The organism is Shewanella goraebulensis (genome assembly GCF_030252245.1).
GTDB lineage: Bacteria > Pseudomonadota > Gammaproteobacteria > Enterobacterales > Shewanellaceae > Shewanella > Shewanella goraebulensis.
This window is the reverse complement of the sequence record NZ_CP126972.1, coordinates 3,768,724-3,792,012: the sequence shown is the minus strand read 5'-3', so window position 1 is coordinate 3,792,012 and position 23,289 is coordinate 3,768,724. Positions and strand designations below refer to the sequence as shown.

At 40.0% G+C, this 23,289-nt stretch carries 22 protein-coding genes; 12 read left to right on the top strand and 10 right to left on the bottom strand.

Annotated features, from left to right (window positions below; translation table 11 throughout):
- Nucleotides 1-17 precede the first annotated feature (17 nt).
- The 6 genes from QPX86_RS16075 (at nucleotide 18) to QPX86_RS16050 (ending at nucleotide 6,982) form a co-directional block, all read left to right on the top strand.
- Nucleotides 18-785 carry an ABC transporter ATP-binding protein gene (locus tag QPX86_RS16075; RefSeq protein ID WP_220751814.1) on the top strand — a complete coding sequence of 256 codons (768 nt, stop codon included), beginning with the start codon at nucleotides 18-20 and terminating at the stop codon, nucleotides 783-785.
- A 20-nt stretch (nucleotides 786-805) separates the two neighbouring features.
- A complete protein-coding gene (locus QPX86_RS16070) occupies nucleotides 806-2,119 on the top strand; it encodes an ABC transporter permease (protein ID WP_285163192.1) in 1,314 nt (437 codons plus the stop codon).
- A 22-nt stretch (nucleotides 2,120-2,141) separates the two neighbouring features.
- Complete coding sequence (locus QPX86_RS16065; protein WP_220751810.1) at nucleotides 2,142-3,350, top strand: ABC transporter permease; 1,209 nt, start codon at nucleotides 2,142-2,144, stop codon at nucleotides 3,348-3,350.
- 284 nt (nucleotides 3,351-3,634) lie between these two features.
- A complete protein-coding gene (locus QPX86_RS16060) occupies nucleotides 3,635-5,113 on the top strand; it encodes a sigma-54-dependent transcriptional regulator (RefSeq protein WP_285163190.1) in 1,479 nt (492 codons plus the stop codon).
- Between the two features lie 49 nt (nucleotides 5,114-5,162).
- Nucleotides 5,163-6,527 (top strand): sensor histidine kinase, encoded by a 1,365-nt coding sequence (locus tag QPX86_RS16055; protein ID WP_285163189.1) that lies wholly within the window; start codon nucleotides 5,163-5,165, stop codon nucleotides 6,525-6,527.
- A gap of 8 nt (nucleotides 6,528-6,535) precedes the next feature.
- Nucleotides 6,536-6,982, top strand: a complete 447-nt coding sequence (locus tag QPX86_RS16050; protein WP_285163188.1) for a DUF3291 domain-containing protein — start codon at nucleotides 6,536-6,538, stop codon at nucleotides 6,980-6,982.
- 54 nt (nucleotides 6,983-7,036) lie between these two features.
- Here the strand turns inward: QPX86_RS16050 and QPX86_RS16045 are convergent, their stop codons facing one another.
- From QPX86_RS16045 to bufA2, 3 genes are all read right to left on the bottom strand, one after another.
- Complete coding sequence (locus QPX86_RS16045; RefSeq protein WP_285163187.1) at nucleotides 7,037-7,870, bottom strand: HvfC/BufC N-terminal domain-containing protein; 834 nt, start codon at nucleotides 7,868-7,870, stop codon at nucleotides 7,037-7,039.
- Nucleotides 7,867-8,841, bottom strand: a complete 975-nt coding sequence (gene bufB / locus QPX86_RS16040) for an MNIO family bufferin maturase (protein WP_220751800.1) — start codon at nucleotides 8,839-8,841, stop codon at nucleotides 7,867-7,869. Before bufB ends, QPX86_RS16045 begins: the two co-directional genes overlap by 4 nt.
- Before the next feature lie 176 nt (nucleotides 8,842-9,017).
- Nucleotides 9,018-9,476: a BufA2 family periplasmic bufferin-type metallophore gene (gene bufA2 / locus QPX86_RS16035; RefSeq protein WP_285163186.1), complete on the bottom strand. Its 459-nt coding sequence runs from the start codon at nucleotides 9,474-9,476 to the stop codon at nucleotides 9,018-9,020.
- Nucleotides 9,477-10,008: 532 nt separating this feature from the next.
- Between bufA2 and QPX86_RS16030 the strand changes: the two genes are divergently transcribed.
- Entirely contained in the window at nucleotides 10,009-10,392 is a 384-nt protein-coding gene (locus tag QPX86_RS16030) for an MAPEG family protein (protein ID WP_220751796.1), read from the top strand.
- A 148-nt stretch (nucleotides 10,393-10,540) separates the two neighbouring features.
- On the opposite strand, the gene QPX86_RS16025 is transcribed toward QPX86_RS16030, so the two are convergent.
- The 4 genes from QPX86_RS16025 to QPX86_RS16010 form a co-directional block, all read right to left on the bottom strand.
- The gene (locus QPX86_RS16025) at nucleotides 10,541-11,629 is read right to left on the bottom strand and encodes an alkene reductase (protein WP_285163185.1); all 1,089 of its coding nucleotides are present in this window, start codon (nucleotides 11,627-11,629) and stop codon (nucleotides 10,541-10,543) included.
- A gap of 84 nt (nucleotides 11,630-11,713) precedes the next feature.
- Entirely contained in the window at nucleotides 11,714-12,808 is a 1,095-nt protein-coding gene (locus tag QPX86_RS16020; RefSeq protein WP_285163184.1) for an alkene reductase, read from the bottom strand.
- A 117-nt stretch (nucleotides 12,809-12,925) separates the two neighbouring features.
- Nucleotides 12,926-13,603 (bottom strand): TetR/AcrR family transcriptional regulator, encoded by a 678-nt coding sequence (locus tag QPX86_RS16015; protein WP_259651195.1) that lies wholly within the window; start codon nucleotides 13,601-13,603, stop codon nucleotides 12,926-12,928.
- Nucleotides 13,604-13,746: 143 nt separating this feature from the next.
- Nucleotides 13,747-15,171 carry a coniferyl aldehyde dehydrogenase gene (locus QPX86_RS16010; RefSeq protein ID WP_285163183.1) on the bottom strand — a complete coding sequence of 475 codons (1,425 nt, stop codon included), beginning with the start codon at nucleotides 15,169-15,171 and terminating at the stop codon, nucleotides 13,747-13,749.
- 468 nt (nucleotides 15,172-15,639) lie between these two features.
- Here QPX86_RS16010 and QPX86_RS16005 point away from each other — a divergent pair, with 468 nt between their 5' ends.
- The gene (locus tag QPX86_RS16005; protein ID WP_220751786.1) at nucleotides 15,640-16,071 is read left to right on the top strand and encodes a universal stress protein; all 432 of its coding nucleotides are present in this window, start codon (nucleotides 15,640-15,642) and stop codon (nucleotides 16,069-16,071) included.
- Between the two features lie 261 nt (nucleotides 16,072-16,332).
- On the opposite strand, the gene QPX86_RS16000 is transcribed toward QPX86_RS16005, so the two are convergent.
- Nucleotides 16,333-17,931, bottom strand: coding sequence for a PH domain-containing protein (locus QPX86_RS16000; RefSeq protein ID WP_285163182.1), 1,599 nt, complete (start codon nucleotides 17,929-17,931; stop codon nucleotides 16,333-16,335).
- Nucleotides 17,924-18,685, bottom strand: coding sequence for a PH domain-containing protein (locus tag QPX86_RS15995; protein WP_285163181.1), 762 nt, complete (start codon nucleotides 18,683-18,685; stop codon nucleotides 17,924-17,926). Before QPX86_RS15995 ends, QPX86_RS16000 begins: the two co-directional genes overlap by 8 nt.
- 148 nt (nucleotides 18,686-18,833) lie before the next feature.
- Between QPX86_RS15995 and QPX86_RS15990 the strand changes: the two genes are divergently transcribed.
- On the top strand, nucleotides 18,834-19,190 hold the full coding sequence (locus QPX86_RS15990) for a winged helix-turn-helix domain-containing protein (RefSeq protein ID WP_259651194.1): 357 nt from the start codon (nucleotides 18,834-18,836) through the stop codon (nucleotides 19,188-19,190).
- Between the two features lie 6 nt (nucleotides 19,191-19,196).
- Here the strand turns inward: QPX86_RS15990 and QPX86_RS15985 are convergent, their stop codons facing one another.
- Nucleotides 19,197-20,912 carry a sensor domain-containing diguanylate cyclase gene (locus QPX86_RS15985; RefSeq protein ID WP_285163180.1) on the bottom strand — a complete coding sequence of 572 codons (1,716 nt, stop codon included), beginning with the start codon at nucleotides 20,910-20,912 and terminating at the stop codon, nucleotides 19,197-19,199.
- A 260-nt stretch (nucleotides 20,913-21,172) separates the two neighbouring features.
- Here QPX86_RS15985 and QPX86_RS15980 point away from each other — a divergent pair, with 260 nt between their 5' ends.
- From QPX86_RS15980 to luxS, 3 genes are all read left to right on the top strand, one after another.
- The gene (locus tag QPX86_RS15980; RefSeq protein ID WP_285163179.1) at nucleotides 21,173-21,811 is read left to right on the top strand and encodes an alpha-ketoglutarate-dependent dioxygenase AlkB family protein; all 639 of its coding nucleotides are present in this window, start codon (nucleotides 21,173-21,175) and stop codon (nucleotides 21,809-21,811) included.
- 152 nt (nucleotides 21,812-21,963) lie between these two features.
- Nucleotides 21,964-22,263 (top strand): BolA family protein, encoded by a 300-nt coding sequence (locus tag QPX86_RS15975; protein ID WP_220751776.1) that lies wholly within the window; start codon nucleotides 21,964-21,966, stop codon nucleotides 22,261-22,263.
- A gap of 305 nt (nucleotides 22,264-22,568) precedes the next feature.
- Complete coding sequence (luxS, locus tag QPX86_RS15970; protein WP_285163178.1) at nucleotides 22,569-23,078, top strand: S-ribosylhomocysteine lyase; 510 nt, start codon at nucleotides 22,569-22,571, stop codon at nucleotides 23,076-23,078.
- Nucleotides 23,079-23,289: the final 211 nt, after the last annotated feature.

Below are 23,289 nucleotides of genomic sequence, written 5' to 3'. Positions count from 1 at the left end.
AAGACAAGGACAGACTCATGTTATCAATGAAGAATATTAGCAAAGTATTTAAAACGGACTTAGTAGAAACTCATGCGCTACGTGATTTTAATCTTGAAGTTGAAGAGGGCGAGTTTGTGGCAGTTACAGGGCCATCTGGTTCAGGTAAAACGACCTTTTTGAACATTGCTGGTTTACTTGAAGGATTTACTTCTGGCGAGTTTAGTCTTGATGGCGTCAACGTTTCAAACCTTAGTGATAATCATAGCGCGAAAGTTAGAAATGAAAAAATCGGCTTCATCTTTCAAGGGTTTAATCTTATTCCTGATTTAAACCTCGCTGAGAATGTTGAAGTGCCATTACGTTATCGCGGTTTTAATCGGGCAGAGCGTAATCGCCGTGTGGAGTCAGCATTAGAGCAAGTCGGTTTAGCTGCAAGGATGAAGCATTTACCGTCACAATTATCAGGTGGTCAACAGCAGCGCGTTGCGATTGCTAGAGCTTTAGCGGGTGAGCCGCGATTTTTATTAGCCGATGAGCCAACGGGTAATTTAGACAGCCTAATGGCGCGCCAAGTCATGGAGTTATTAGAGAATATTAACCAAACGGGAACCACCATCATCATGGTAACCCATGATGCTGAACTTGCGCGTCGTGCTCAACGCAATATTCAAATTGTCGATGGTCAAGTTTGTGACTTCTCGATGTATCAAAAAGCAGACCAAACGCTTGTATCTGATTTAAAACAAGCCACCGACTTACAACAAGTGGCTGATTTGCAAAAAGTTGCCAGCAGCAACGGATAACACAAGTAGGAGATAAGCTTATGTTTTTATATTATTGCGATCTTGCTTGGCGCAGCATCAAGAAAACCCCCATGTTATCCATGCTTATGGTATTAGCGATTTCAATTGGTATCGGCATTACGATTACCACTTTGAATGTCTATAAAACCATGTCTTATAACCCTGCTGAGAAGCGAAGTGATCAGATCAATTCAATCCAGTTGTGGAGCCAAGGGTTAGATACTTGGGATGAATACCAGTCAAATATTACCTACAAGGATGTGGTGAATCTTCGTAATAACAATGAACTGTCGGTGAAAGCAGCCTCATATCGTACAGGGCTTGCAATGCAATCTGATAATCAGGATATCGAACCTGTTTTAGAAAGCGTACGTGTCACAGATAGAGATTTTTTCACCATTTTTGAAGTGCCATTTTTATATGGTGATCGCTGGGGGAAAAGCGTTGATAGCCACCCCGCATATCAGGTGGTGATTGGTGAGAAGCTTAATCAAACTTTTTTTGACGGTCAAAATAGTGTGGGTAAAACTATTTACCTCAACCGCAAGCCTTATCAGGTGGTGGGTGTGATCAAAGATTGGAATCCGCAGCCTAAATATTACGACCCGCTTAATGGCGCATTCAATGATGCAGAAGAGATTTTTATTCCTTTTTCGCTGACTGAGCAAGAAGAGTTTGATGTATGGGGCAACACCAGTGGCTGGAAGTTTGAGCCGATGCTGACACATCAAGATCGCTTAAATTCGGAAAAGACCTGGATTCAGTTTTGGACTTTCCTTGAAACCCCAGAGCAGAAATCACAATTACAGAGCTGGCTAGGGCGTTATGTAGAAGAGCAAAGAAGTTTTGGGCGCTACACCGATACAGCTAAGTCACCACAAGAATCAGCTCAAATTAGCGATGTTGCGCTATGGCTTGAAAATAACGATGTGGTGCCAAGAGATAACAAAATTTTAGTTGGCCTCAGTGTGCTGTTCTTGAGTGTATGTTTGGTGAATATTCTCGGTTTACTGCTGACTAAGTTCTTAAAACGTGCTCCAGAAGTGGGGGTTCGCCGCGCCATTGGTGCAAGTCGTGCACAAATATTCAGCCAATATATGGTCGAAGTTGGGATTATCGGCTTTATTGGAGGCATTGTTGGACTACTGTGGGCTTGGGGAGCGCTATCGATACTGCATGCAGAGTTTAGTATGAAGCAAAGCGTGACTGGACTTGATGCAAGTATGTGGTTTATTACGCCTTTAATTGCTATTTCGACGGCTATTATTGCGGGTATTTATCCTGCTTGGGTCGTGTGCCGCACTAAACCCAGTGTGTATTTAAAAGCGCAATAACGACTAAAGAAAGGAATTCGACATGTTACATATCAAACCTATTTTATCGAGTTTAATGCGCAGCAAAAGTGCCCCAATATTATTGCTACTGCAGATTATTTTATCGGTTGCCATAGTGGCGAATGCGAGCTTTATTATTCATGAACGTTTAACCATGATGCAGCGAAGTTCGGGCTTAATGGAAGAGCAGATATTGAGCTTTAATGTTTATAATTTTGACCCTGCGATCGACAACATTCAGCAAAATATCATTGACCAACAAATACTGCGCGGTTTACCGAACGTGATTCATGCCAGTTCAACTAACATGATGCCACTGAGCGGCAGTGGTTGGATGGACCGTTATGTTGATAATGCAGATGAAGAAATAGCTGAGAGCATGCCTGGTTTTGCATTGTATTTAGGCAATGAGCATTTACTGAATGTAATGGGCGCGAAGTTAATAGAAGGGCGCAACTTTCGCCCTGAAGAAATTAATACCCAGTTAGATCAAAGCGGCATGGTGGCGATGGTGTCACAACCCTTAGCTAAAGCGTTTTGGGGGGATGAGTCACCCGTGGGTAAAACCATGTATCAAGGCAAGCAAACCATTGAAATTATTGGCGTGATAGAAAAACTTCAAGGTGCTTGGGTGAATCATGAAAACTTTGAGTACAGTGTGATTCAAAATATTGATTTTGGTGGTGGTTTAAAAAATAAAACCTACATGGTTCGCGCGTTACCTGAGCATATTCCGGCATTGGAAGAAGCGATTGTAAAGGCGTTCCATGCAGAAAACCCAAATCGGGTGATTGATGGATTCTCGTCATTGCTTGATATGAAAAAAGAGTCGTACAGCAACCATCGTTTAATGGCGACATTATTAAGCATGATGGTAATTTTATTACTATTAATAACGGCATTAGGACTGACTGGTATGGTGATGTTTAATATTCAACGCCGCACTAAACAGATTGGTACTCGCCGTGCGTTGGGTGCTAAGAAGCGTGATATCGTTCATTACTTTATGGTAGAAAACTATCTCATTTGTATCGTTGGTGGACTGATTGGTGGCTTACTGTCATTGCAATTAGGCCAACAATTGATGAGCTTATATAGCCTACCTATGTTGCCAATAACGTATCCAATAGCTGCTATTGTAGGTTTGTTAGTGGTGACTACCCTAGCTGTGATTATGCCTGCGATGAAAGCCGCAAAAATATCACCAGCAATGGCGACACGCAGTGTATAACAAGCAGTTTTAAAATCACGTTATGATATAAATTAGCCGATGAAAGCATGTTACAAGTTACAGGCTTTCATTGGTAAGTATTTAATTTATAGTCATATATTTAATTGCTAAATTAGGTTTTATCTGTCGTGTTAGTTAACAGATTATCTGCCACTGAAATTACTGTAAATAATCATCGCAACTCGTAAATGTAGCCGTTTTACAGTAACGTTACCCAGATAACATTACCCTAATGCATAAACCTAGGGTATAAACCCTATATAAAGAGAGAAAAAATAATACACATGGATAGTATTTTAGTGGTTGATGACAACCATGCTATATGTAGTGCACTGACGCTGATGCTAGATATCCATGGTTATCGAGCATTGAGCTGTGAAACGCCTGAACAAGCGTTAGATATTGTCTCAAAACACGATATTAGCCTTGTTATTCAAGATATGAACTTCACCCGCGATACGACATCAGGCGAAGAGGGCAAGCAACTGTTTTATACCTTGCGTCAGCAGCAGCCGAATTTACCAATCATTCTGATGACGGCGTGGACCCAATTAGAAACGGCAGTTGAGTTAGTTAAAGCTGGCGCAGCTGATTACATGGGTAAACCATGGGATGATGCTAAGTTACTCACCAGTATCAATAACCTGCTATCTATTTATCACCTTTCTAAGCAAAATAATCAGCTTACCCGAATGGACTCTGATCGCATGAGTGCGATTAATGATGCCGATTTATGTGGCATGGTATTTGGAAGCGGTGCGATGCAGCGCTGTATTGATTTAGCCCTACAAGTCGCCAAGTCTGATGTATCAGTCATGATCACCGGTCCTAATGGTGCCGGCAAAGATAAAATTGCCGATATTGTCCAAGCTAACTCGTTATTGAACAAGAAACCGTTTATCAAAGTGAATATTGGCGCCTTGCCAATGGACTTACTGGAAGCCGAATTATTTGGCGCTGAGGCTGGCGCGTTTACTGGCGCAAATAAAGTGCGCATAGGCCGTTTTGAAGCTGCTGATGGTGGCACATTATTTTTAGATGAAATTGGCAACTTGCCATTATCTGGCCAAGTAAAGTTACTGCGAGTGTTGCAAACCGGTGAGTTTGAACGACTTGGGAGTCATCAAACCCGTAAAGTGAATGTGCGAGTAATAAGCGCGACTAATGCGGACTTAGCCGATGATATTGCCAAAGGTCATTTTAGAGAGGATTTATTTTACCGTCTCAACGTCATTGAATTGCCATTAGCACCACTTAATCAACGCGTTGATGACATTTTGCCTTTGGCGCAGCACTTTGTCGGCGAAGGCTTTAGTTTTGATAAGCCTGCGCAACAAGCGCTGCTGACTCATGCTTGGTCAGGTAATGTTCGCGAGCTTGAAAATGTTTGTAAAAGAGCAGTGTTATTAACAACGAATGCCGTTTTGACCATGACAGATTTGGGCTTATTACAGACTGCAGAACAAGGGCTGAATTCTGCGGGAACAGTAGCTCCTACTCCCTATTCTGCGATGCCTTTGACTTCAAATAAAGTGACTTCAAATAAAGTGACTTCAAATAAAGTGACTTCAAGTACAGCAAGCGCAGTTAAAAACGAAGCTACTGAAACTAACAGAGCTGCCATGGTTGAGCCCGATAAACAGGATATTGAGCAAGCATTAGTGACTCATAATGGGGTCATTGCTAGAGTGGCAAAGTCGTTAGGCTTAAGCCGCCAAGCATTGTATCGCCGTATGGATAAATATGGCATTTCGACCAAATAGCACGCTAAATAAACGTCGACTCAAATAACACCGATAAAAGTGAATATCAATGATGAGAAAAACGCTTCCACTACGTAGTAAGTTAGTGCTTGGTAATCTGTTAAGCCTTGCTGTCAGCGGACTATGTGGTTGGGGTATTTGGTTTTCATTTGGGCCAGAGCAATTATGGCTCGCCATTGTGGTCAGTGCAGGTATTTGTTTCTTAATCAGTATGCGACTGACTAGTACTTTAAGTGACAGTTTAAGTGCATTAGAAGTAGGCTTGCTCAACTTTAAAGATAATGAATTTAGTGTGTCTTTGCATGGCTATGGTGAGCCACAATTAGATTCAATTGCTGACTTGTATAACCAAGCATCCGAAAAACTACGTAATGAACGACAGTTCATTTATCAGCGAGAGTTGATGTTAGATAAAGTCATTCAAAACTCGCCAAACATCATGTTGCTGGTGGATGATCAGCAACGAATTATTTATGCCAATGATGCTGCAAGGCATTTATTTAACCAAGGTGTCCGAATTGAAGGCATGTTGCTAGCGGAGTTAATTGCAGAATTACCTCGTGCACTCAGACAAGCTTTAGACAGTGAGCATGAAGGGCTGTTTTCAATTAATGCTGACTCAGCTTCTGAGACGTCTGACGATAGTCATAATGATGATATCAATAATGACGATATTGAAACCTGGCATATTTCGCGGGGGAAATTCAGTCAGAACAATCAGCAACATCATTTAATTCTACTCAAGCAACTGACTAAAGAACTTAACCGCCAAGAAGTGGCTGTATGGAAAAAGGTCATTCGCATTATCAGCCATGAGTTGAACAACTCAGTGGCGCCAATCGCCTCTATGGTTAACTCAGGGAGAGTATTAACCAAAAATGTAGAGAACGATAAGTTGGCGTTGATATTCGATACCATTGAAAATCGCACCGCGCATTTAAGCCAATTTATTTCTCATTATGCCGAATTTGCCAAACTGCCTTTACCTCGCAAAGCATTAATAAATTGGGATAATTTTATTGAGCAATTAGCTGCTCAATATCCTTTTGATCTGTTGTCAAAGTTACCGACATTGGCCATTGAATTAGATGGTGTTCAGCTTGAACAAGTATTAATTAATTTATTGAAAAATGCCCATGAGTCAGGTGCTGATAGAGATAAGGTCAGTTTACTGATACAAGAGATAAAACATCCAGCAGAAGGGATTATTATTACTGTTGAAGATAACGGCAGCGGTATGTCTAGTGAAGTATTATCCCAAGCATTATTGCCGTTTTACTCGACGAAACAATCTGGCACCGGTATTGGTTTACCTTTGTGTCGAGAAATTGTTGAAGCTCATGGTGGCCATATTACCATGCAGAACCGAACGGAAGGCGGGCTTAGCGTTAAGCTATGGTTACCGAAGGAATAAGGAATAAGATGCAACTGGCACAACTGAATATCGCAAAGTGTAAATTTGCCTTAGATACTCCAGAAATGAAAGACTTTGTTGATAATCTGGATGAGGTTAACGGGATCGCTGAAATCAGTGCAGGTTTTGTTTGGCGCCTAAAAGATGAGTCTGGCGACGCCACTCAAATCCTAGCATTTGATGACCCAAGCCTGATTGTAAATATGTCAGTTTGGGATAATGTTGAAGCCTTAAAAAATTTTATGTTTCGCACCCATCACCGTGATTTTATGCGCCGAAAAAACGAGTGGTTTGAGCACTTATCAGAAGACAGCTATGTTTTGTGGTGGGTTGCAGAAGGACATATCCCAGATATTAAAGAAGCAAAAGAGAGGTTATTACACTTAAGAGAAAATGGTGACTCGGCATACGCTTTTACGTTTAAAAGTAACTTTACTGAAAACGATTTAACCTAATTTTTTATTGTTATAGTTAAAACTAACTTTTGCACTAGCATCTAACGATAAGCACTAAGAAATAACTAACTCACGAATAATACCTTTAGCAAACCAAGATTGTAATGTTTGCAGCACCATCATAGGTGCGGTTTGTTCATCATACCATTCGAGCATTAACTCACATTGCTCGGCAAAGTTATTGCCTTCAATAAACCCTGTTAACAACACATATTGGCTGTAATTTAAGGATTCGAATTGAGTGAGCCTTTCTTCATTACGCCATAGCATCCAATATTTTTGCTGCTGATAATAAGGTGCGTCAGGGGAAGTCTCAGCCTTTAATGCTTGCCAACTTTCAACTGCATTACTTTTACAGCTAAACAATTGCAGGCTGGGGTGGAAGCGTAGACAGCAGTTAGGCCAGTGCTCAGGTGGTAAATTTTGCAATGTACTGAACTCTGCGCGTGATGACTCCGCAGCATCAAATGCAGCTAATAAAAGTCGCTCAAACTGTGCTAAATCAGCCAATATTGGATATTGACTAAAAAATTTATCGTGACGTAAAAATCCGGCTAAGTTATCGCCAAACCTCCGCAGCGACTTTGCCGATGAAGGATGAGCATTAAGGTACTCTGCAGCTAATTTATCAAATAATTCATCACCTAAATATAAGCCGAGAATTTGATGGTCTGTTTCCATGGTTTCTTTAAGACGAATTCGATAGGCATTAGCATAAATCTGTAAACGATGTTCGACTGAGATGCCACTTTGTTCAGACACTCGTGATCTAATATCCACAAAACGACGATCGCTCGTTATTACACTAGAATCCGCACTTTTGTTGGCATTAGCGTCAGCTAAAAGATATTGCATGAACTCTTGTTGAATCTGCTTCAGTTGACTCATACCGCAACCTTTTTAGTGGGTAACTGATGATGAGTTTGAATAATTGATTGACGACTTGAAACAGATTCGCTAATAAGTGGCTGAGCTTTTGACTGTGTCATAGGCGTCAATATTGAGCGTTCAAGGTCGGGATGGCCTGGTAAGGTTATTTCAGCAATATTTTGCGCTTCTAATAACTCTTGATATAACACCGGAAAGTCAGGAATGTTGGCATCCCGTTCAATCATAGTGCTCACGGGGCCAAAGCGTTCAAGGGCTGCTTGATATAAGGTCCACACACTAGGTGGCACATCATGGTCGTGGGTATCAATCACGTATTCGCCATAATCTGAGTGACCCGCTAAGTGAAACTGCTGTACTCGACGTGGGTCAATCTTGTTTAAGTAATCTAGTGGATTAAAGAAGTGGTTGCGCGCGCTAACATAAATATTATTAATATCTAACAAGATGAGGCAATCAGCCTCTTCGGCAACTTGCGATAAAAACTCCCATTCATCCATAGTGGAGTCTTTATATGAAAGGTAACTGGATACATTTTCAAGTAATAGTCTGCGACCAAGTACATCTTGGGCTACTTTCACACGCTCAGCGACATGCTTAACGGTTTCTTCTGTATATGGCAGCGGTAATAAATCGTGACTGTTAACCCCGTGTATCGAAGTCCAGCAAATATGATCTGAAATCCATTTAGGATTTATGTTATTACTGAGTGTTTTAAGTGACTTTAAGTAATCCATGTCTAATGGGTCCGTGCTACCAATTGACATAGAAACCCCATGCATCACAACAGGGTATTGTTCAGCTATGGCTTCTAGATAATAACGGGGTTTACCACCTGCAACTAAATAGTTTTCAGAAAGCACTTCAAACCAGTCAATAGCAGGTTGATGCTGCAAGATATATTCAAAATGGTCGGTACGTAGCCCTAAGCCAAAACCAATAAAGTCTTGAGTAATCTTTGAGTCTGACATGGGCTTTCCTTAGGTTAATACAAACCTTCATACTGGTGGAAGACAGCTGTTGAAATGTTTGTTATCGAATGAATTTAAGCAAAATAAACGGCTTGGTAATAAGGAGATGAATCTTACCAAGCCATTGTTACAACTCGTGTTGTCGATTATCTGTAAACGCTGTTTAGGCTTGAACGTTAGCCCGTTTTACCACCGATATCAGCGCAAGATTTTGCTGTAGTATTGACAAAACCTGAACCTTTACAACTTGCCATTCCACCACAAGCGTGGTCTGCACCTTTACAATCGTTGTGACCTTTACATACGTTCACTCCATAACAATGGACCAAATCTGCTTTAGTTATTTTGCCTACCCAATCATCTTTAACTTTACCGCCTACGTCACCACAGGCTTTTGAAGGCATAGCAACAAAGCCGGTACCTTCACAACTTGCTTGGCCCTTACAGGCATTATCTGCTGTACCGCAATCGTTATGGCCTTTACAAACATTAACGTCATAACAGTGGACTAAGTCAGTTTCACCTGCGGCTAAAGGCGCGGTGTTGGATTCTCCAGCGACTGCTTGACCTGATAACCCCGCCATTGCCATCGCAAGTGCTGCACCTGAAAGTGCCGTTTGTGCTTTCGTATTCATGTTAATTCCTTGAAAATCACTTGATGATTTTTGAGTAATAGTTCCGTACTTACTTGCTTAAATTTGAAGGTTTTGATTAGACAGTTACGTTCAAATAAGTTGTAAGCTCAATTAGTGAGTAAGTAGACATTTCTATGCCATGCTTAACTTGCTCCTACTGATTAATAGATACTATCCGCGGTTATCTGTTTTAATAGCAGGTACCTATATTGACCGTGGCCCTTGGTGAGATATTTCAAAATAGTTACTTAAAGTTAGCGGTATGTTAATCGGCTTGCTGTAAAAAGCTGTACTTTATAGTTGATTTAAAACAAGTTTATGGCAAATGGAATTAGCTGAAATATACTTTAATATTGGAGTGAAACTCTCAGATAAAATGCTATTTATTGAATGGTAAAAGGTTGGGGCTTACTGAGATATAGGCTAAAAATTGAATTAATCTTTAAGAGGCTGAGCGATAAAAGTGCTTTTTAATATCATTAAAAGATGATTTACTGTCGGCTAATTGTCCTCTGCAAGCTGGGAAGCATCAATGCAAACTCTACTCATTTGTTTATTCATCGCAATGTTATTACCTTATTTAGCTAAAGGGCCAGTGGCTGTGGCAATGGCGAAGCTGGGCGGTTATGACAATGCTCACCCTCGAACTCAGCAAGCGCAATTAACTGGCTTTGGTGCAAGGGCTTTAGCAGGTCATCAAAATGCGTTCGAATCTTTGATTATTTTTGGCATTAGCTGTTTAGCTGTAATCGCCACAGACAAGGTCTCTTCGTTAGTTTCTACCTTAGCGATTGTGCATATTATTGCCAGAGTGAGTTATCATTTACTTTACCTAAAAGGGAGCGCGACCATGCGTTCGCTTTCTTGGTTTGTAGGTATTTTTAGCGCCTTCGGTATTTTCTTTCAAGCTTTTTGAGCTAATATTTGAGCCAGCATTAAAGCCTACTTTTAAGTGAGCTTTTTAGCGAGTAAATATACGTTTTATATATAAAAAGCGCTTATTGTGGATACTCACAGTAAGCGCTTTTTTGTTGCCGTTTTTATGTCTGATGCTCTATGACAATCTAGTTGGCTGCTGGGTAATCGGTATAACCTGTTTCGTCGCCGCCATATAAGGTTAATCTTGCGTCAGCATCAAACTCAGTGAGTTCGATATTGTGCTTAAATCTTCGCACTAAATCAGGGTTACTGACATAGGGCGTTCCAAACGCAACTAAGTCTGCATAACCTTTATCAAGTATGGTTTGTGCACTTTGTTTAGTTAACTTGCCAGCCACCATGATCGGGTTTGGATATATCTGGCGGATTTTTTGTCTAAAGCTATCTGTGGCTTCAGTGTATTCGCCAATATTTTCTGAAAAATGCACATAAGCAAGACTCATCGGTGCAAGTTGCTTTAATAACAGTTCAGTGAGTTCAATAATATCGCTGTCGGTTTCTTTAAACCCTTCACCGACAAGTGGTGATAAGCGAATCGCGACTTTGTCTGCACCAATGGCATCATTCACAGCTTTAATCACTTCAAGTGGAAAACGTAATCTATTTTGTTGACTACCGCCATAGTTATCAAGGCGTTGATTACTGGCACTTCGCATAAATTGGTCCAGTAAATAACCATGAGCACCATGGAGTTCTACTCCATCAAATCCTGCTTCAATTGCATTACGCGCCGCTTGAACAAAATCAGCGGTGGTTTGTTGAATATCTTCGGTGGTCATGGCGCGAGGGATTGAGGTTTCAACCATACCGAATCCGCCTTCTGCTAATGGGCCGTATACTTGATCGGGTTGCTTAATCGCTGAAGGTGCAACAGGTTGTTCACCTGCAATATCAGTATGTGAACGTCTGCCAACATGCCATAGCTGTAAGAAGATTTTACCGCCTTGTTGGTGTACTGCTTCAGTGGTTTTCTTCCAGCCTTCAATGTGAGCTTTGCTGTATATTCCAGGTGTTAATGAGTAACCACGTGCAACAGCCGAAATAGGTGTACCTTCAGCAATAATAAGTCCTGCTGTGGCGCGCTGTTGATAATAGGTCGCCATTAGGTCATTTGGAACATCACCAGGCTGCGAGGTGCGAGAACGGGTCATTGGTGCCATGATGATGCGATTAGCAAGTGTGCCACCTGCCAATGGAAATTTTGAAAATAACATATTACTTCCTGCTTTTGCTGAGCTCACTTTGCTTTAAAAGCCAAATTGAACACAAAAATAAAAATATTGATTTGAGATGCTTAATTATGAAAAAACTGGGTAATCCGTTAAGCCCTTTTCATCACCGCCAAATAATGTTTCAGGGTTATGGGGAGCCCATGGTTGGCCAAGCTTAATTCGCGCTGGTAAGTCTGGGTTTGCTACGAAAGGGCGCCCAAAAGCGATCATATCGGCGAGCCCTGACTCGATTGCATCAACCGCTCTTTGGCTGGTGTATTTACCGGCATAAATCAAGACTCCTTTAAAAGCTGCTCTTAATGCTTGTTTAAACTCCACACTCATAACAGGAGCATCATCCCAGTCAGCTTCAGCAATATGGATATAAGCAATATTGTGCTTATTTAATAAGCTTGCGGCTGCGGTATAGGTTAACTCAGGCGTTGCATCGACAGTGCCGTTTAGGGTCGTTAATGGCGCTAAACGTACGCCAATTTTATCTGCGCCAATTGCTTCAACCATTGCGCCAATCACTTGGTCTAAAAAGCGTAAACGATTAGTAAGTGAGCCACCGTATTCATCCGTACGAAGATTTGATTCAGAATCAATAAACTGATTAATCAGGTAACCGTTGGCGGCATGTAATTCAATGCCATCGAAACCTGCTTTAATGGCATTGAGTGCAGCTTGCCTAAATTGCTCAACGACTTGTTGAATATCGGCTTTAGTCATTTCCCGTGGTTTTACTACATCAACAAAACCTGGGCCATTCTCGCCATCATCTATGAAGACTTTAACGTTCTCGGCTTTGATTGCTGATGATGATATGGGTTGTTGGCCATTAATATTCTCTGGGTGCGTGACGCGGCCTACATGCCAAAGTTGCGCAAACATGACCCCATTATTTGCATGGACGGCAGAAGTAACTTTTCTCCAGCCTGTGAGTTGGTTATCTGAATAAATGCCAGGGGTCCAAGCATAACCTTTACCCATGGCTGAAACTTGAGTACCTTCGCCGATAATTAGCCCTGCAGTACTTCGCTGAGCATAATAAGTGGCCATCATATCGTTGGCGCTATCATCTGGTTGACTGGCACGTGAGCGGGTCATTGGCGGCATTACGATACGGTTAGCCAAAGTGAGTTGGCCAAGTTGAATAGGATTAAAAAGTGCAGCAGTCATGATATTTCCTCAATGATTTGCGAATTGAAATCATCTTAACGGGAAAGCTAACGTTCAAAAACTACAATTATTACAAATCACTTTTGTTAAAATCACAAAAATGCTGTTGATTTAGACTTATATCTTCATTGAACGCCAAAACATTTCAAAACTCGCGTCACGATGAGTTTTATCATGACCCCATTGGGGGTTGTCAGTGAAATATCGAATTGCGGCAAGGTATTGACCGTGGCAATTTTCTAACATTAAGGCTAAAGGGAAGTTGGCAATAATATTAAGCTGCTGGCCTTTGGCAATAAGCTCAATAATAAAATGTAAAATGCTGCTCATGGCTTGGGAGCGGATTTCAGCGTCGATCTCAGATGACAGTGAAAACTGTAAGAAAAATCGCTGTTTTATAGGGTAAAGTAATGCCCAGTCGATGGCATGTTGCCACAAACTATTAGCGCTATGTTTAAGCGTTGCAGCATTGTTGACATCAGCAGACAGTGACTGACTTGGATTTAACTCTGTAGAGCCTGTAATGGTGTCGTCGTTCAGCTGAATAGCTACTTCGTCAGCAGATAATTTTGCCATAGATGACGTAATTGAGTCAGCAAATTCTTGCTTGACGGCTACGAAGAGGTGATTCAATAAAGCTTCTTTAGTCGGAAAGTGATGAAATAAAGTACCTGTGGCTACGCCAGACTTTCTAGCGATAGAGGCAGTTGAAGTTCCATGGAAACCTTGTTCAACAAAAAGAATTAATGCGGCATCTAAAATCGCCTGTTTTTTGTCAGTTTTGGCCAACTTCACTGAATTTTCCATTGGTTACCTATTTATTATGTTTGAAGTGCTCAAGAGTCAGAAGAAGTCTATTTAGAATAGTATTCTCCACAATTTTGAGCTGTTGAGCCAGATATCAATCGATTAAATGGCTCATCAAGCTTGATAGAGGCTTATCGCAAAAACATCTTCATTAGTAGTGCTTGGATTTTTGTGCCATATGGCGGATGCACAAATATGCCTGAATTGAACTTTCCGCTTTTTAGTACTGTTTTAGCATGGCTAAAGGTCAAGAAGCCTTCTTTGCCATGATAATGTCCCATTCCAGAAGGACCAATACCACCAAATGGTGCATCATCGGCAGCAACATGGAATACGGTTTCGTTGATACAAACACCGCCAGAATGAGTATGTTGAATAATGCGTTGCTGAGTGGCACTGTCGAAACTCATGATATAAAGCGCTAATGGGCGTTCATTTTCATTAATGTAACCAATGGCTTTGTCGATATTTTGGTAACTAATGATAGGCAATAATGGGCCAAATATTTCTTCTTGCATAACAGTCATATCATCGCTTGTTGCGGTGATAAGTTGAGTCGGTAGTTTACGAATATTAGCGTCAATTTCGTAATCAGCAGCAGGGTGAATGTCAGCACCTTTTTGTTTTGCATCTTCTATTACGGCTAATAAACGCGAGTATTGACGTTCATTGATGACATTACCGTAATCAGGATTGCTGGCAAAGTCAGGGTACATTTTGTTGAAGCGTTTTTTATATTCACTAATGAATTCATTGACTTTATCTTCAGGACATAAAATGTAATCCGGTGCAACGCAGATTTGACCTGCATTTAAACACTTACCATAAATTAATCGCTCAACAGCGGTTGGAATGTCAATGTCTGGAGCAATAACTACCGGCGACTTACCACCAAGTTCTAAGGTGACGGGAGTGAGGTTGTCAGCCGCTGAGCGCATCACATGACGACCTACGGTAGTTGAGCCAGTAAATAATAAATGGTCAAACGGCAGAGCAGAAAATTGAGCGGCAATATCGGCTTCGCCTTCTACAACAGCAACTTCATTTTGATCAAATATACCAGCCAATAAAGAAATTAATACTTGGTTAGTGGCAGGGGTAAATTCTGACATTTTCAGCATTGCGCGATTCCCCGCAGCAATGGCGGTAATCAATGGGCCCACAGCTAACATTACTGGAAAATTCCATGGAACGATAATGCCGACAACACCTAGTGGTTGATAGTGAACCGTTACAGAAGAAGGAGCGAGTAACAATCCAGCATGTCGCTTATTTGGTTTCATCCAAGACTTCAGATTCTTTAGCGAGTAATTAATATTGTTAATACACGGCATGATATCGGAAATCATGGTGTCGTTACTTGAACGGTGGCCGTAATCAGTTGCCAACGCAGTAACTAACTGCTCACTGTGGTCGAGTAAAGCTTGTTTAAGCTTTTTCAACTTATCAATACGAGTTTGATAGCTAGGAGCGGGCATAGAAAGGTAGGCACTACGCTGCAATTCAAGTAACTGCTGCAAAGGTGTTAGTTGATTGTCATTGACTGCCATATTCATAAATACTCCTAGCATTATTTGTGAGTGGGTAATTTTCGTAGATAAATGCAAATGGATTAGTTTCGTAATTAACGGTTTATAATTCACTCGACTGATTAGTCGGTTTACTATGGCTTAGTATTATGTAAATGGCAAGTAATTTGAAAGTTTGCGCTGTATCAAGGAGGATTTTTTCTATTTGCACTACACTTTTATTAGGGGCATATTAGCGAGTCGAAAGTAAGTTTATAGTAGGTTATTAGGGGATAAATTCACTAAATCAATACAATAGTTTTATCGTGTCATCAGTGTAATTATTAAGCATAAATTAAAAAAAGCTTGGTATATTAACTCTTAGTATGTGCAAACGTTGGTACATTCAAAAAGAGTACCGTTAGCCTGATAAAGGTTAAGCAGTATCGGTAACAACGAATTATCTGAATAAAATAGATGAATCATTTGTTTTTCAAACTGCAGGAGGAAACCACTATGCGTACACGTAATATTTTATGGCCGACAGACTTTTCTGAAACAGCATCTCACGCCTTACGCTATGCCATCGAAATGGCCAATTTATATCAAGTTGGGATCCGCATATTACATGTTGTCGATCAGCCTTTGGGAGATGAGAACTACATGATTTTAGCCATCACTCCAGAAGAACTGGCTAAAAGTATGGAAGATGCTGCAGCAGATAAAATGCGCAGTTTATTAGCAGAGCTGAAAACAGAACTTCCAATTGAAACCTTGATTAGGCGCGGCGATGCTATTGAAGAAATTGTTGCAGAAGCGAACAGTGGTGATATTGGTATGGTAGTCATTGCCAGTCATGGCAGAACTGGATTGGCTCATTTTTTACATGATAATGTTGCAGAAGAAGTGGCTAACCAAGCTGATTGCCCAGTATTAGTTGTTAAATAACCTACAAAGCAGTAAATCATGCTCAATTGGATTGAGCTATCAACAGTATATCACGATAGCTCAATAGCCATTCTTTGTAAGCATGCGCACTACATTTGCCTATTACATTTGCCTATTACATTTGCTTATGACGTTAGCTTATCGACTATCAAATTTGAACACTTCTTGTGACGACCTTTGCTAAAGAACACTGTTCACGCACTTAACTTTGAGCATTCACCTTATTGAAATCAGTTTTACAAATTATTTGAATACCGTCGGTTAAATCCAGTTATTTGGATCAATTTTAGTCCGAGCCATAGCTTGTTCAGCAATAAAGTGGGCATCTTGCTGCTTAATGTAGGGTAAGGTTAAGCTACCACTTGCAAGTCCCAGTGTTATGTAAGCAAAGCCTTTTTCTTTTTGGGCCAGTGTTTGAGTTATAGAGACATGCTGCACTTTGCTAAATGGGACTCTTTTCCAATTACGGCTGAACAAACCACAGTGTTGCCACACAACATCATTTTCGATGACATAACCCCATTGCTTATATCTTAAAAAAGTTAATCCCATAACAGCCAAGGCAATTAACCACGTTATTTCAGTTAGAACGGTAATACCTTCGATTGCTGTTAATATTATGGCGGGTAGAAAAGCAATAAACCCACGACGAGTAAACCAAGCTAAAGCAATATTTTGGTAACGTTTGGGGATACTTGTGCTACCACCTGCGAGTTCAGGTATCTTATCTAAAACAGGCGCTATTTCAGCTGCTTTTATGCTGGGTATTAGCATGTGCTGTGCCGTTTTTTGTTCGACTTCCTGACCCTTTACTTGTTTAAGGTAAAGTGTCCAAACGCCAAAAATTCTAGCAAGTACGGGTTGGCTAAAATGTAATAGTTGCACGCGTTTAGTCGCTAATGCATCTTGCTGGTGGGATATAACTCCGCCACTTCGTTGTAGGGTTTGCTGCCTTTTATCTAAGCGGTAAGGGTAATATTTTAGCACTGCAGCTAAAATGGATATAAGTGAAAACAAGCAATAAATCGTTATGAATATTAGTACTCCACTGGCGACTTGTAGTGCGATACTTTCACCACTAAAGCTTACTACCGAGTTCCAAAACTGCTGAATAAGAGGCATTTCAGCTATATCTTCCCAATTAACTTGCCCTAAAATTGGCCCTGCAATGACAGCTAACCAAATTAAATTGTTTTGATAAAAACCAAATTGAATCAATTGTTTTAAATTGCGCTTAATTACAGGCTTATTTTTGGATGAAGTTAGCTGAGCATTAGTGTCAGCGCTATCAATATCAACAATATGTTTATCATTAAAACTCGCTTCATTATTTGGATTTATGCTCCGAGGTGAAGTGTTTGTCAGTTGTAATAATTGTTGCTTAATCAGCTCGGCATCATCAGCATTTAACGCTGCTAAGTGGGCTTCGTCATCTTTTGAACCTGCGGTTTCAATGACCAGAGTGCCTAACTTTAATGGTTTAAAATAAAAGGGCTGCTCAAAACGAATATTCTGGATTTTGTTAAATGGGATTTCGTCTTTGCGGGTAAACAGCAGGCCACGTTTGATATTAAGCTGCTGTTCATTCAGTTTAAATCGATATTTTCGCCATTGAATAAATGCAAACACACTTAACAATGTCATCATGATTATGGCTGCAATTAAACCTAATTGTAGATTAAAACCATTTTTCCAGCCGGCAAATACTATCGGAATGATGGCATAGCCATTGGATAAAATGGCTTTTGCTGTACCAAAACTAAAGCTTAGCATTGACCATGGGGAAAGTGATTGCCATTGACTGAATTTTTGATTTTTTTCTAATATTTCAGAAGCTTGAGTCTCATCATGTTCAATCATTTTGTATATCACCGCTAGTGCCGTTATCGACAACTTGCTTTGTTTGATGTGAAGTCGCTTTATTTAACAAGTGCTGCCTTAGATGTTCAGCTGTTGTATAAAGTAACCCTGGTAGATAAATCTCTGCGGCGCCACTGCCAGCACTAAAGCACTTTAATGTTGCCAATGAAAATCTTCTCTGCAGTGGGTTTTGAGACAAACTCACGTGCTGCAGTCGAGTAAAAGGTAATGTTGTCGTTGTAATCCACCATAGGCCTTTTCGTACGATTATTTCATGTTCAAGCACACCGTAGCTAAGGTTCTTTGCGGCTTTAAATTGAATATAAACAGCTATAAAACCAAGCAATCCCAGTACTGAAGATACTTTTAATGACACTAATAAACCTGCTTGCTCTTTAATGTTCATGATAAACATAACAGCGGCAATAACGATGCACACTAAACCAGCTGTTTGTATGGCTATTTGCTTAGGATAATTTTTATCGACAGGCGTTAAAGATAGCTCAGTATAAGGTGTCCATTGAGGCTTCATTTGCAAGGTTTTTTCATTGGGTGTACTAATGTGTTCAGCGTGCATGGCATCAACTTGTAGTTGGTCAACTTCGGTGGGTTCAGCTTCTTCATCTGTTTCACTTTTAATCGTTTCACTTTTAATCGTTTCAGTTCCAACATTTTCAGAAATAGAACCCAAAGATTTATTGTTTTGCGAAACCTCAGGCGTTGATGTCCCTGGCATATCAGACTTTGAAGTCATTGGTTATCCTTATTACGATATTGAGCCATTAAGCTTAATTTCTTGTATGAAAGTAAAGCCGTTAATAGAAGCAATTAAGTCCAAAAGTGCTTTCTAATCAATGTTCAATCTATTACTTTGTTTATATCTAAGCATGGAAAGTGTAAAAATGGAAAGTGTAACTATGGAATCTTCAAGTCATTCAGCCGTTAATGATACTGCGATATCACAACCTATCACTAAAGCGCATAAAGCTTTTTTGCGTAAGTTGCTGCTGTGTTATTTAATCCATCACCAGCAGCACAATTTATTATCTTTACATCAATTAACTAAAATGCCGCGAAGAACCATTCAAGATACGTTAGTTGCCATGTTAGATATCGGTGTTCAGATCAAGTTCGTACAAAACGGAGAAAGACATAATGCTGGCTATTATCAATTGGTAGATTGGGGACCCATTCATCATCAGTGGATTGAATCCAATATTAATGACATTTACCGCAACTTAGAAATTGACTTGGGTTAGCACTCATTAGCCAGCTACTCTATTGGCATCAGGCGATAGACCACCGCAAATCTGGTTACGGCCCGAGCGTTTAGCTTGATATAAATGTTTGTCAGCCACTTCGATGAGCGTGGGCAGTTGGTTAATGGCACTGCAGCTGGTCACAATGCCAATACTGGCAGTAACTGTAACTTTGCGCTGCATTTGAGTGAATTGTAACTTGCCAATATTTTCGCACAGTCTTGCTGCTAGAGTATTAGCTTCTTGCTCTTGTGTATGGGGTAAGAAAATTATGAATTCCTCACCGCCCCAGCGGGCTAATACATCATCTTTTCGAAGAGTGTCCCTGATTAATGCCCCAACTTTAACCAATACCTCATCGCCAAAATTGTGCCCGTAAGTATCGTTAATGCCTTTAAATCGGTCTATGTCGATCATTAATATAGAAGCAGACTTTTGAATCCGCTCTTCAGTAAACATAGGTTCAACCAATTGATAAAAAGCACGGCGATTATTGAGGCGAGTGAGCGGATCCATATTGGCCATCTTTTCTGCAATGATTTTTTCGTTTTCAACTCGTCTGAATCGTTCGGTCAATGCAAGAGCCAGTAATAGCACATCAATAAATACTCCCACTTCAGCAGCCCGATAAGTGAAATGATTAAATGGAATATAATTCCACACTGCTAAACAAGTTATTGCGACACCTACCATTGATGAGATAGAAGCAATTAAGAAAAACCTTGCAGAAATATTGCCAAAGTTAAGCGAAAGTATGCCTAATACAATCATCAAACCGCTAAATAGCAGCATAAGGTCGAAAGCTAATATCAATCCTAATACTCTATCTTGCAGCAATACAGCCAATAGCATTAAAGCAGGGAAGATGACACACAAGCTTTTTAAAATGCGGTTGAGGGTTGGAAGCTGATATTTGAGCCGTAAAAAATGGCAGGCGAATAAGATACCACTGGTACAAAAAGTCACCATAAGCAGTGGGATCGACCATTGTTGCCATAGTGGTGAGTTAGGCCATAACCATAATAAGCCATGGCCACTGTAGGCAAAATTAACGAGTAAAAAATTGAATAAATATAGGCTATAGAATAAATAACTTTTGATTCTTAATCCTAAAAAGAGAATGAAGTTATAAATTAGTAATGCGGTTATCGCGCCATAAAGAAAACCGTAGCTATAATGATTAAATACACTTTTTTGTACCATTTCTGTTTGATCCAATAAGTACAAGGGAATAACCATAGGGTCTGGCGTTTGCACTCTTATAAGCACGTGAGTTTTACCGGGAGGATACAGGTAATTAAAATTAAAACTCGGTTGCATAGAGGTTTGTTGATAGAAAAGTGATAAGTCGCCTTGGTGTTCAAAGTGGACTATTTTGCCTTCTTTGAGCCAGAATGTGCTGACTTCATCGAGCCAAAAGTTATCAACATGCAGAATTCTAGTAACGGACGCTAAGGTGTCGTTGTCTATAGTTAGACTAAGCCAAACGGGATTCGCATTGATTCCGTAATTACTGATGCTTTGGTTGACGGGGGTAAACTGGCCATTTTTTAATAACTCATAAGCTTGCGTAGCATTAAGTCTGTCTTGTTCTACATAATGTAAGAGGGAATATCCAATGGGGTCGGGATGTTTTTCAGATACGTACAACACTTCTGCCTGAGCTGGATTACAGCTCAACCAAAAAAGTAAACTAACAGCGAGTGGCAATATCCATTTCATAAGTTCGATAAAATACCGTTATTTATCTTATTAAGGCTGTAAATCCATATTCTAGCAAGAGCAACGTTTTGAAGCTGAAGTTAGAGTAGGTAAGTTAGCACCGGAGCAAATAGGTGTGTTACCCAATTTAAGATTCTCATAATATAAAGAATCTGAATATGATGAATATGTAAAAATACTTGTTTATATTCTAAAGAATTAGCCACAAAGATGAGGTTGTCAAAGATTAAAGGCATTATAAATCAAAGGGTAAATCTTCAATGAAACAATTAGGCTTGGAGTTAATAACAGAAAAGGAGGCAATAAATGTCAGTCGTAGTACTGAGCAGCTTAATGCGCCAGTGACGTTTATTAAAGGCTTTTTAACTAATGGACAGCAGAAGTTATTGTTAAAAGAGTCATTAACGTACCCTTTTGAACAGCCTGTCATCACGGTATTTGGTAAGCAGCATCCTATTCCGCGAAGTCAAGTTTGGTTTGCTGATTCTGGTTGCGCTTATCGATACTCTTCACTCTTGATTACCCCAACACCTTGGCCGCAGGGCTTAATGTCATTAAGAAAGCTGTTATATCAGCAATTTAATATTGAGACTAATGGGGTGTTGGTTAATCGCTATCAAAATGGTTTTGACAGTATGGGCTGGCATAGTGATGATGAGCCAGAAATTGATACTAACAGTGATATTGTATCTATTAGTTTGGGGGCAACACGAAGTTTTGTATTGAGGCACAAACTCACGCAAGCAAAGCAAGTATTTGAGCTACAGTCAGGCGATATGTTAATCATGCATGGCGATATGCAGCAAAAATGGCAACACAGTGTGCCAAAAAGAGTGAAAGTATTAGAGCCTAGAATCAATTTGACCTTTCGCAAGTTAATTGTTGGTTTTCATGAATAATTTTCACCTTGATACAATAGGATGAAAAGTGAGCTGGTTTGCGCTGTAACAATTTTTTGCCAAACAGATCTTATTGAGTCGAAGTCGGTTTGATTTTTAAAACATTAAACAGTAGTCTTCAGACTTTCAGATGTCGATAGAAAGAGTTCGTTATGTCAGTTGAACAAGTGATAACCCAAAAACTGAACCAGTCTTTTAGCCCCATCCATCTAGACGTGCTTAATGAAAGCAATCGTCACCATGTGCCACCAAACTCAGAGACCCATTTTAAAGTCGTTGTCGTCAGTGACGAGTTTGAATCACAACGTCTAATCTCACGCCACCGCGCTGTCAATGGTGTTTTGGCTGAAGAATTGGCTAATGGTGTTCACGCATTATCGATTAATGCTTACACTCAAGAAGAGTGGAAAGCCCTTGATGCAGTGCCTAAAACGCCAAACTGTAAAGGTTAATTTTTCTCTTTTAAAGTTAGAGTAAATATTAATTTTTGATTGCTTAAACCTTATCTAAAACCTCATATCTGTATGGGGTTTTTTATTGCCTAAAACTCCTTTCTGTCTCCTTGTTAACTTGGTCTTAAATATACTTCAGCCCTTAGAATTAGTGCGACGACTTATCCCAGATTTTGCTTGTGTCATCAACTTGTCATTTTGTACTGGTAACCATGAGTATCTTCAGCCTTAGTGCATAGCTGTTCACAGTTAATTTTGATGCTATGATGCCAAGCAGATTATTTACCAACCTTAAGGAATGAGTAATGCCTTTACTTGATAGTTTTACCGTTGACCATACACGCATGGAAGCACCAGCAGTACGTGTCGCTAAGCATATGAGTACACCTAAAGGTGACACCATCACAGTATTTGACTTACGCTTTTGTGCACCTAATAAAGACATTTTAAGTGAACGTGGTATTCATACATTAGAGCATTTGTTTGCAGGCTTTATGCGTGATCATTTAAATGGTGACAGTGTTGAGATTATTGATATTTCACCAATGGGTTGTCGTACCGGCTTTTATATGAGCCTAATTGGTGTGCCATCTGAGCGCATTGTAGCTGACGCTTGGTTAGCTGCGATGGAAGATGTACTCAATGTTGTTGAGCAAACTGAAATTCCTGAATTAAATGAGTATCAATGTGGCACCTTTGAAATGCACTCGCTTGAACAAGCCCAAGATATCGCACGTGCGATAATTGCTGCAGGCGTTAGCGTTAATCGTAATGACGACTTGAAACTGAGTGATGACATTTTAGGTACACTCTAAGTATCATTTTTGATTTAATTTAGATTATATTTTTTACGGTGATTTTTTTTATAAAAAGCGGCTTTTGCCGCTTTGTTTTTAAGTGGTTAATTTTTTATTAAAATACTGTTCTTATTTGTTTGAAGACGTTATTGTTATCAGTTGATAATAGGATGTTATTCATAACAATAAAGCATCGAAATATACGATGCTGGTGATGTATTTTGGGAGT

Coding starts and splice junctions, on each gene's coding strand:
- QPX86_RS16075 (WP_220751814.1), top strand. CDS start 18: ATGTTATCAATGAAGAATATTAGCAAAGTATTTAAAACGGACTTAGTA.
- QPX86_RS16070 (WP_285163192.1), top strand. CDS start 806: ATGTTTTTATATTATTGCGATCTTGCTTGGCGCAGCATCAAGAAAACC.
- QPX86_RS16065 (WP_220751810.1), top strand. CDS start 2,142: ATGTTACATATCAAACCTATTTTATCGAGTTTAATGCGCAGCAAAAGT.
- QPX86_RS16060 (WP_285163190.1), top strand. CDS start 3,635: ATGGATAGTATTTTAGTGGTTGATGACAACCATGCTATATGTAGTGCA.
- QPX86_RS16055 (WP_285163189.1), top strand. CDS start 5,163: ATGATGAGAAAAACGCTTCCACTACGTAGTAAGTTAGTGCTTGGTAAT.
- QPX86_RS16050 (WP_285163188.1), top strand. CDS start 6,536: ATGCAACTGGCACAACTGAATATCGCAAAGTGTAAATTTGCCTTAGAT.
- QPX86_RS16045 (WP_285163187.1), bottom strand. CDS start 7,870: ATGAGTCAACTGAAGCAGATTCAACAAGAGTTCATGCAATATCTTTTA.
- bufB (WP_220751800.1), bottom strand. CDS start 8,841: ATGTCAGACTCAAAGATTACTCAAGACTTTATTGGTTTTGGCTTAGGG.
- bufA2 (WP_285163186.1), bottom strand. CDS start 9,476: ATGAATACGAAAGCACAAACGGCACTTTCAGGTGCAGCACTTGCGATG.
- QPX86_RS16030 (WP_220751796.1), top strand. CDS start 10,009: ATGCAAACTCTACTCATTTGTTTATTCATCGCAATGTTATTACCTTAT.
- QPX86_RS16025 (WP_285163185.1), bottom strand. CDS start 11,629: ATGTTATTTTCAAAATTTCCATTGGCAGGTGGCACACTTGCTAATCGC.
- QPX86_RS16020 (WP_285163184.1), bottom strand. CDS start 12,808: ATGACTGCTGCACTTTTTAATCCTATTCAACTTGGCCAACTCACTTTG.
- QPX86_RS16010 (WP_285163183.1), bottom strand. CDS start 15,171: ATGAATATGGCAGTCAATGACAATCAACTAACACCTTTGCAGCAGTTA.
- QPX86_RS16005 (WP_220751786.1), top strand. CDS start 15,640: ATGCGTACACGTAATATTTTATGGCCGACAGACTTTTCTGAAACAGCA.
- QPX86_RS16000 (WP_285163182.1), bottom strand. CDS start 17,931: ATGATTGAACATGATGAGACTCAAGCTTCTGAAATATTAGAAAAAAAT.
- QPX86_RS15995 (WP_285163181.1), bottom strand. CDS start 18,685: ATGACTTCAAAGTCTGATATGCCAGGGACATCAACGCCTGAGGTTTCG.
- QPX86_RS15990 (WP_259651194.1), top strand. CDS start 18,834: ATGGAAAGTGTAACTATGGAATCTTCAAGTCATTCAGCCGTTAATGAT.
- QPX86_RS15985 (WP_285163180.1), bottom strand. CDS start 20,912: ATGAAATGGATATTGCCACTCGCTGTTAGTTTACTTTTTTGGTTGAGC.
- QPX86_RS15980 (WP_285163179.1), top strand. CDS start 21,173: ATGAAACAATTAGGCTTGGAGTTAATAACAGAAAAGGAGGCAATAAAT.
- QPX86_RS15975 (WP_220751776.1), top strand. CDS start 21,964: ATGTCAGTTGAACAAGTGATAACCCAAAAACTGAACCAGTCTTTTAGC.
- luxS (WP_285163178.1), top strand. CDS start 22,569: ATGCCTTTACTTGATAGTTTTACCGTTGACCATACACGCATGGAAGCA.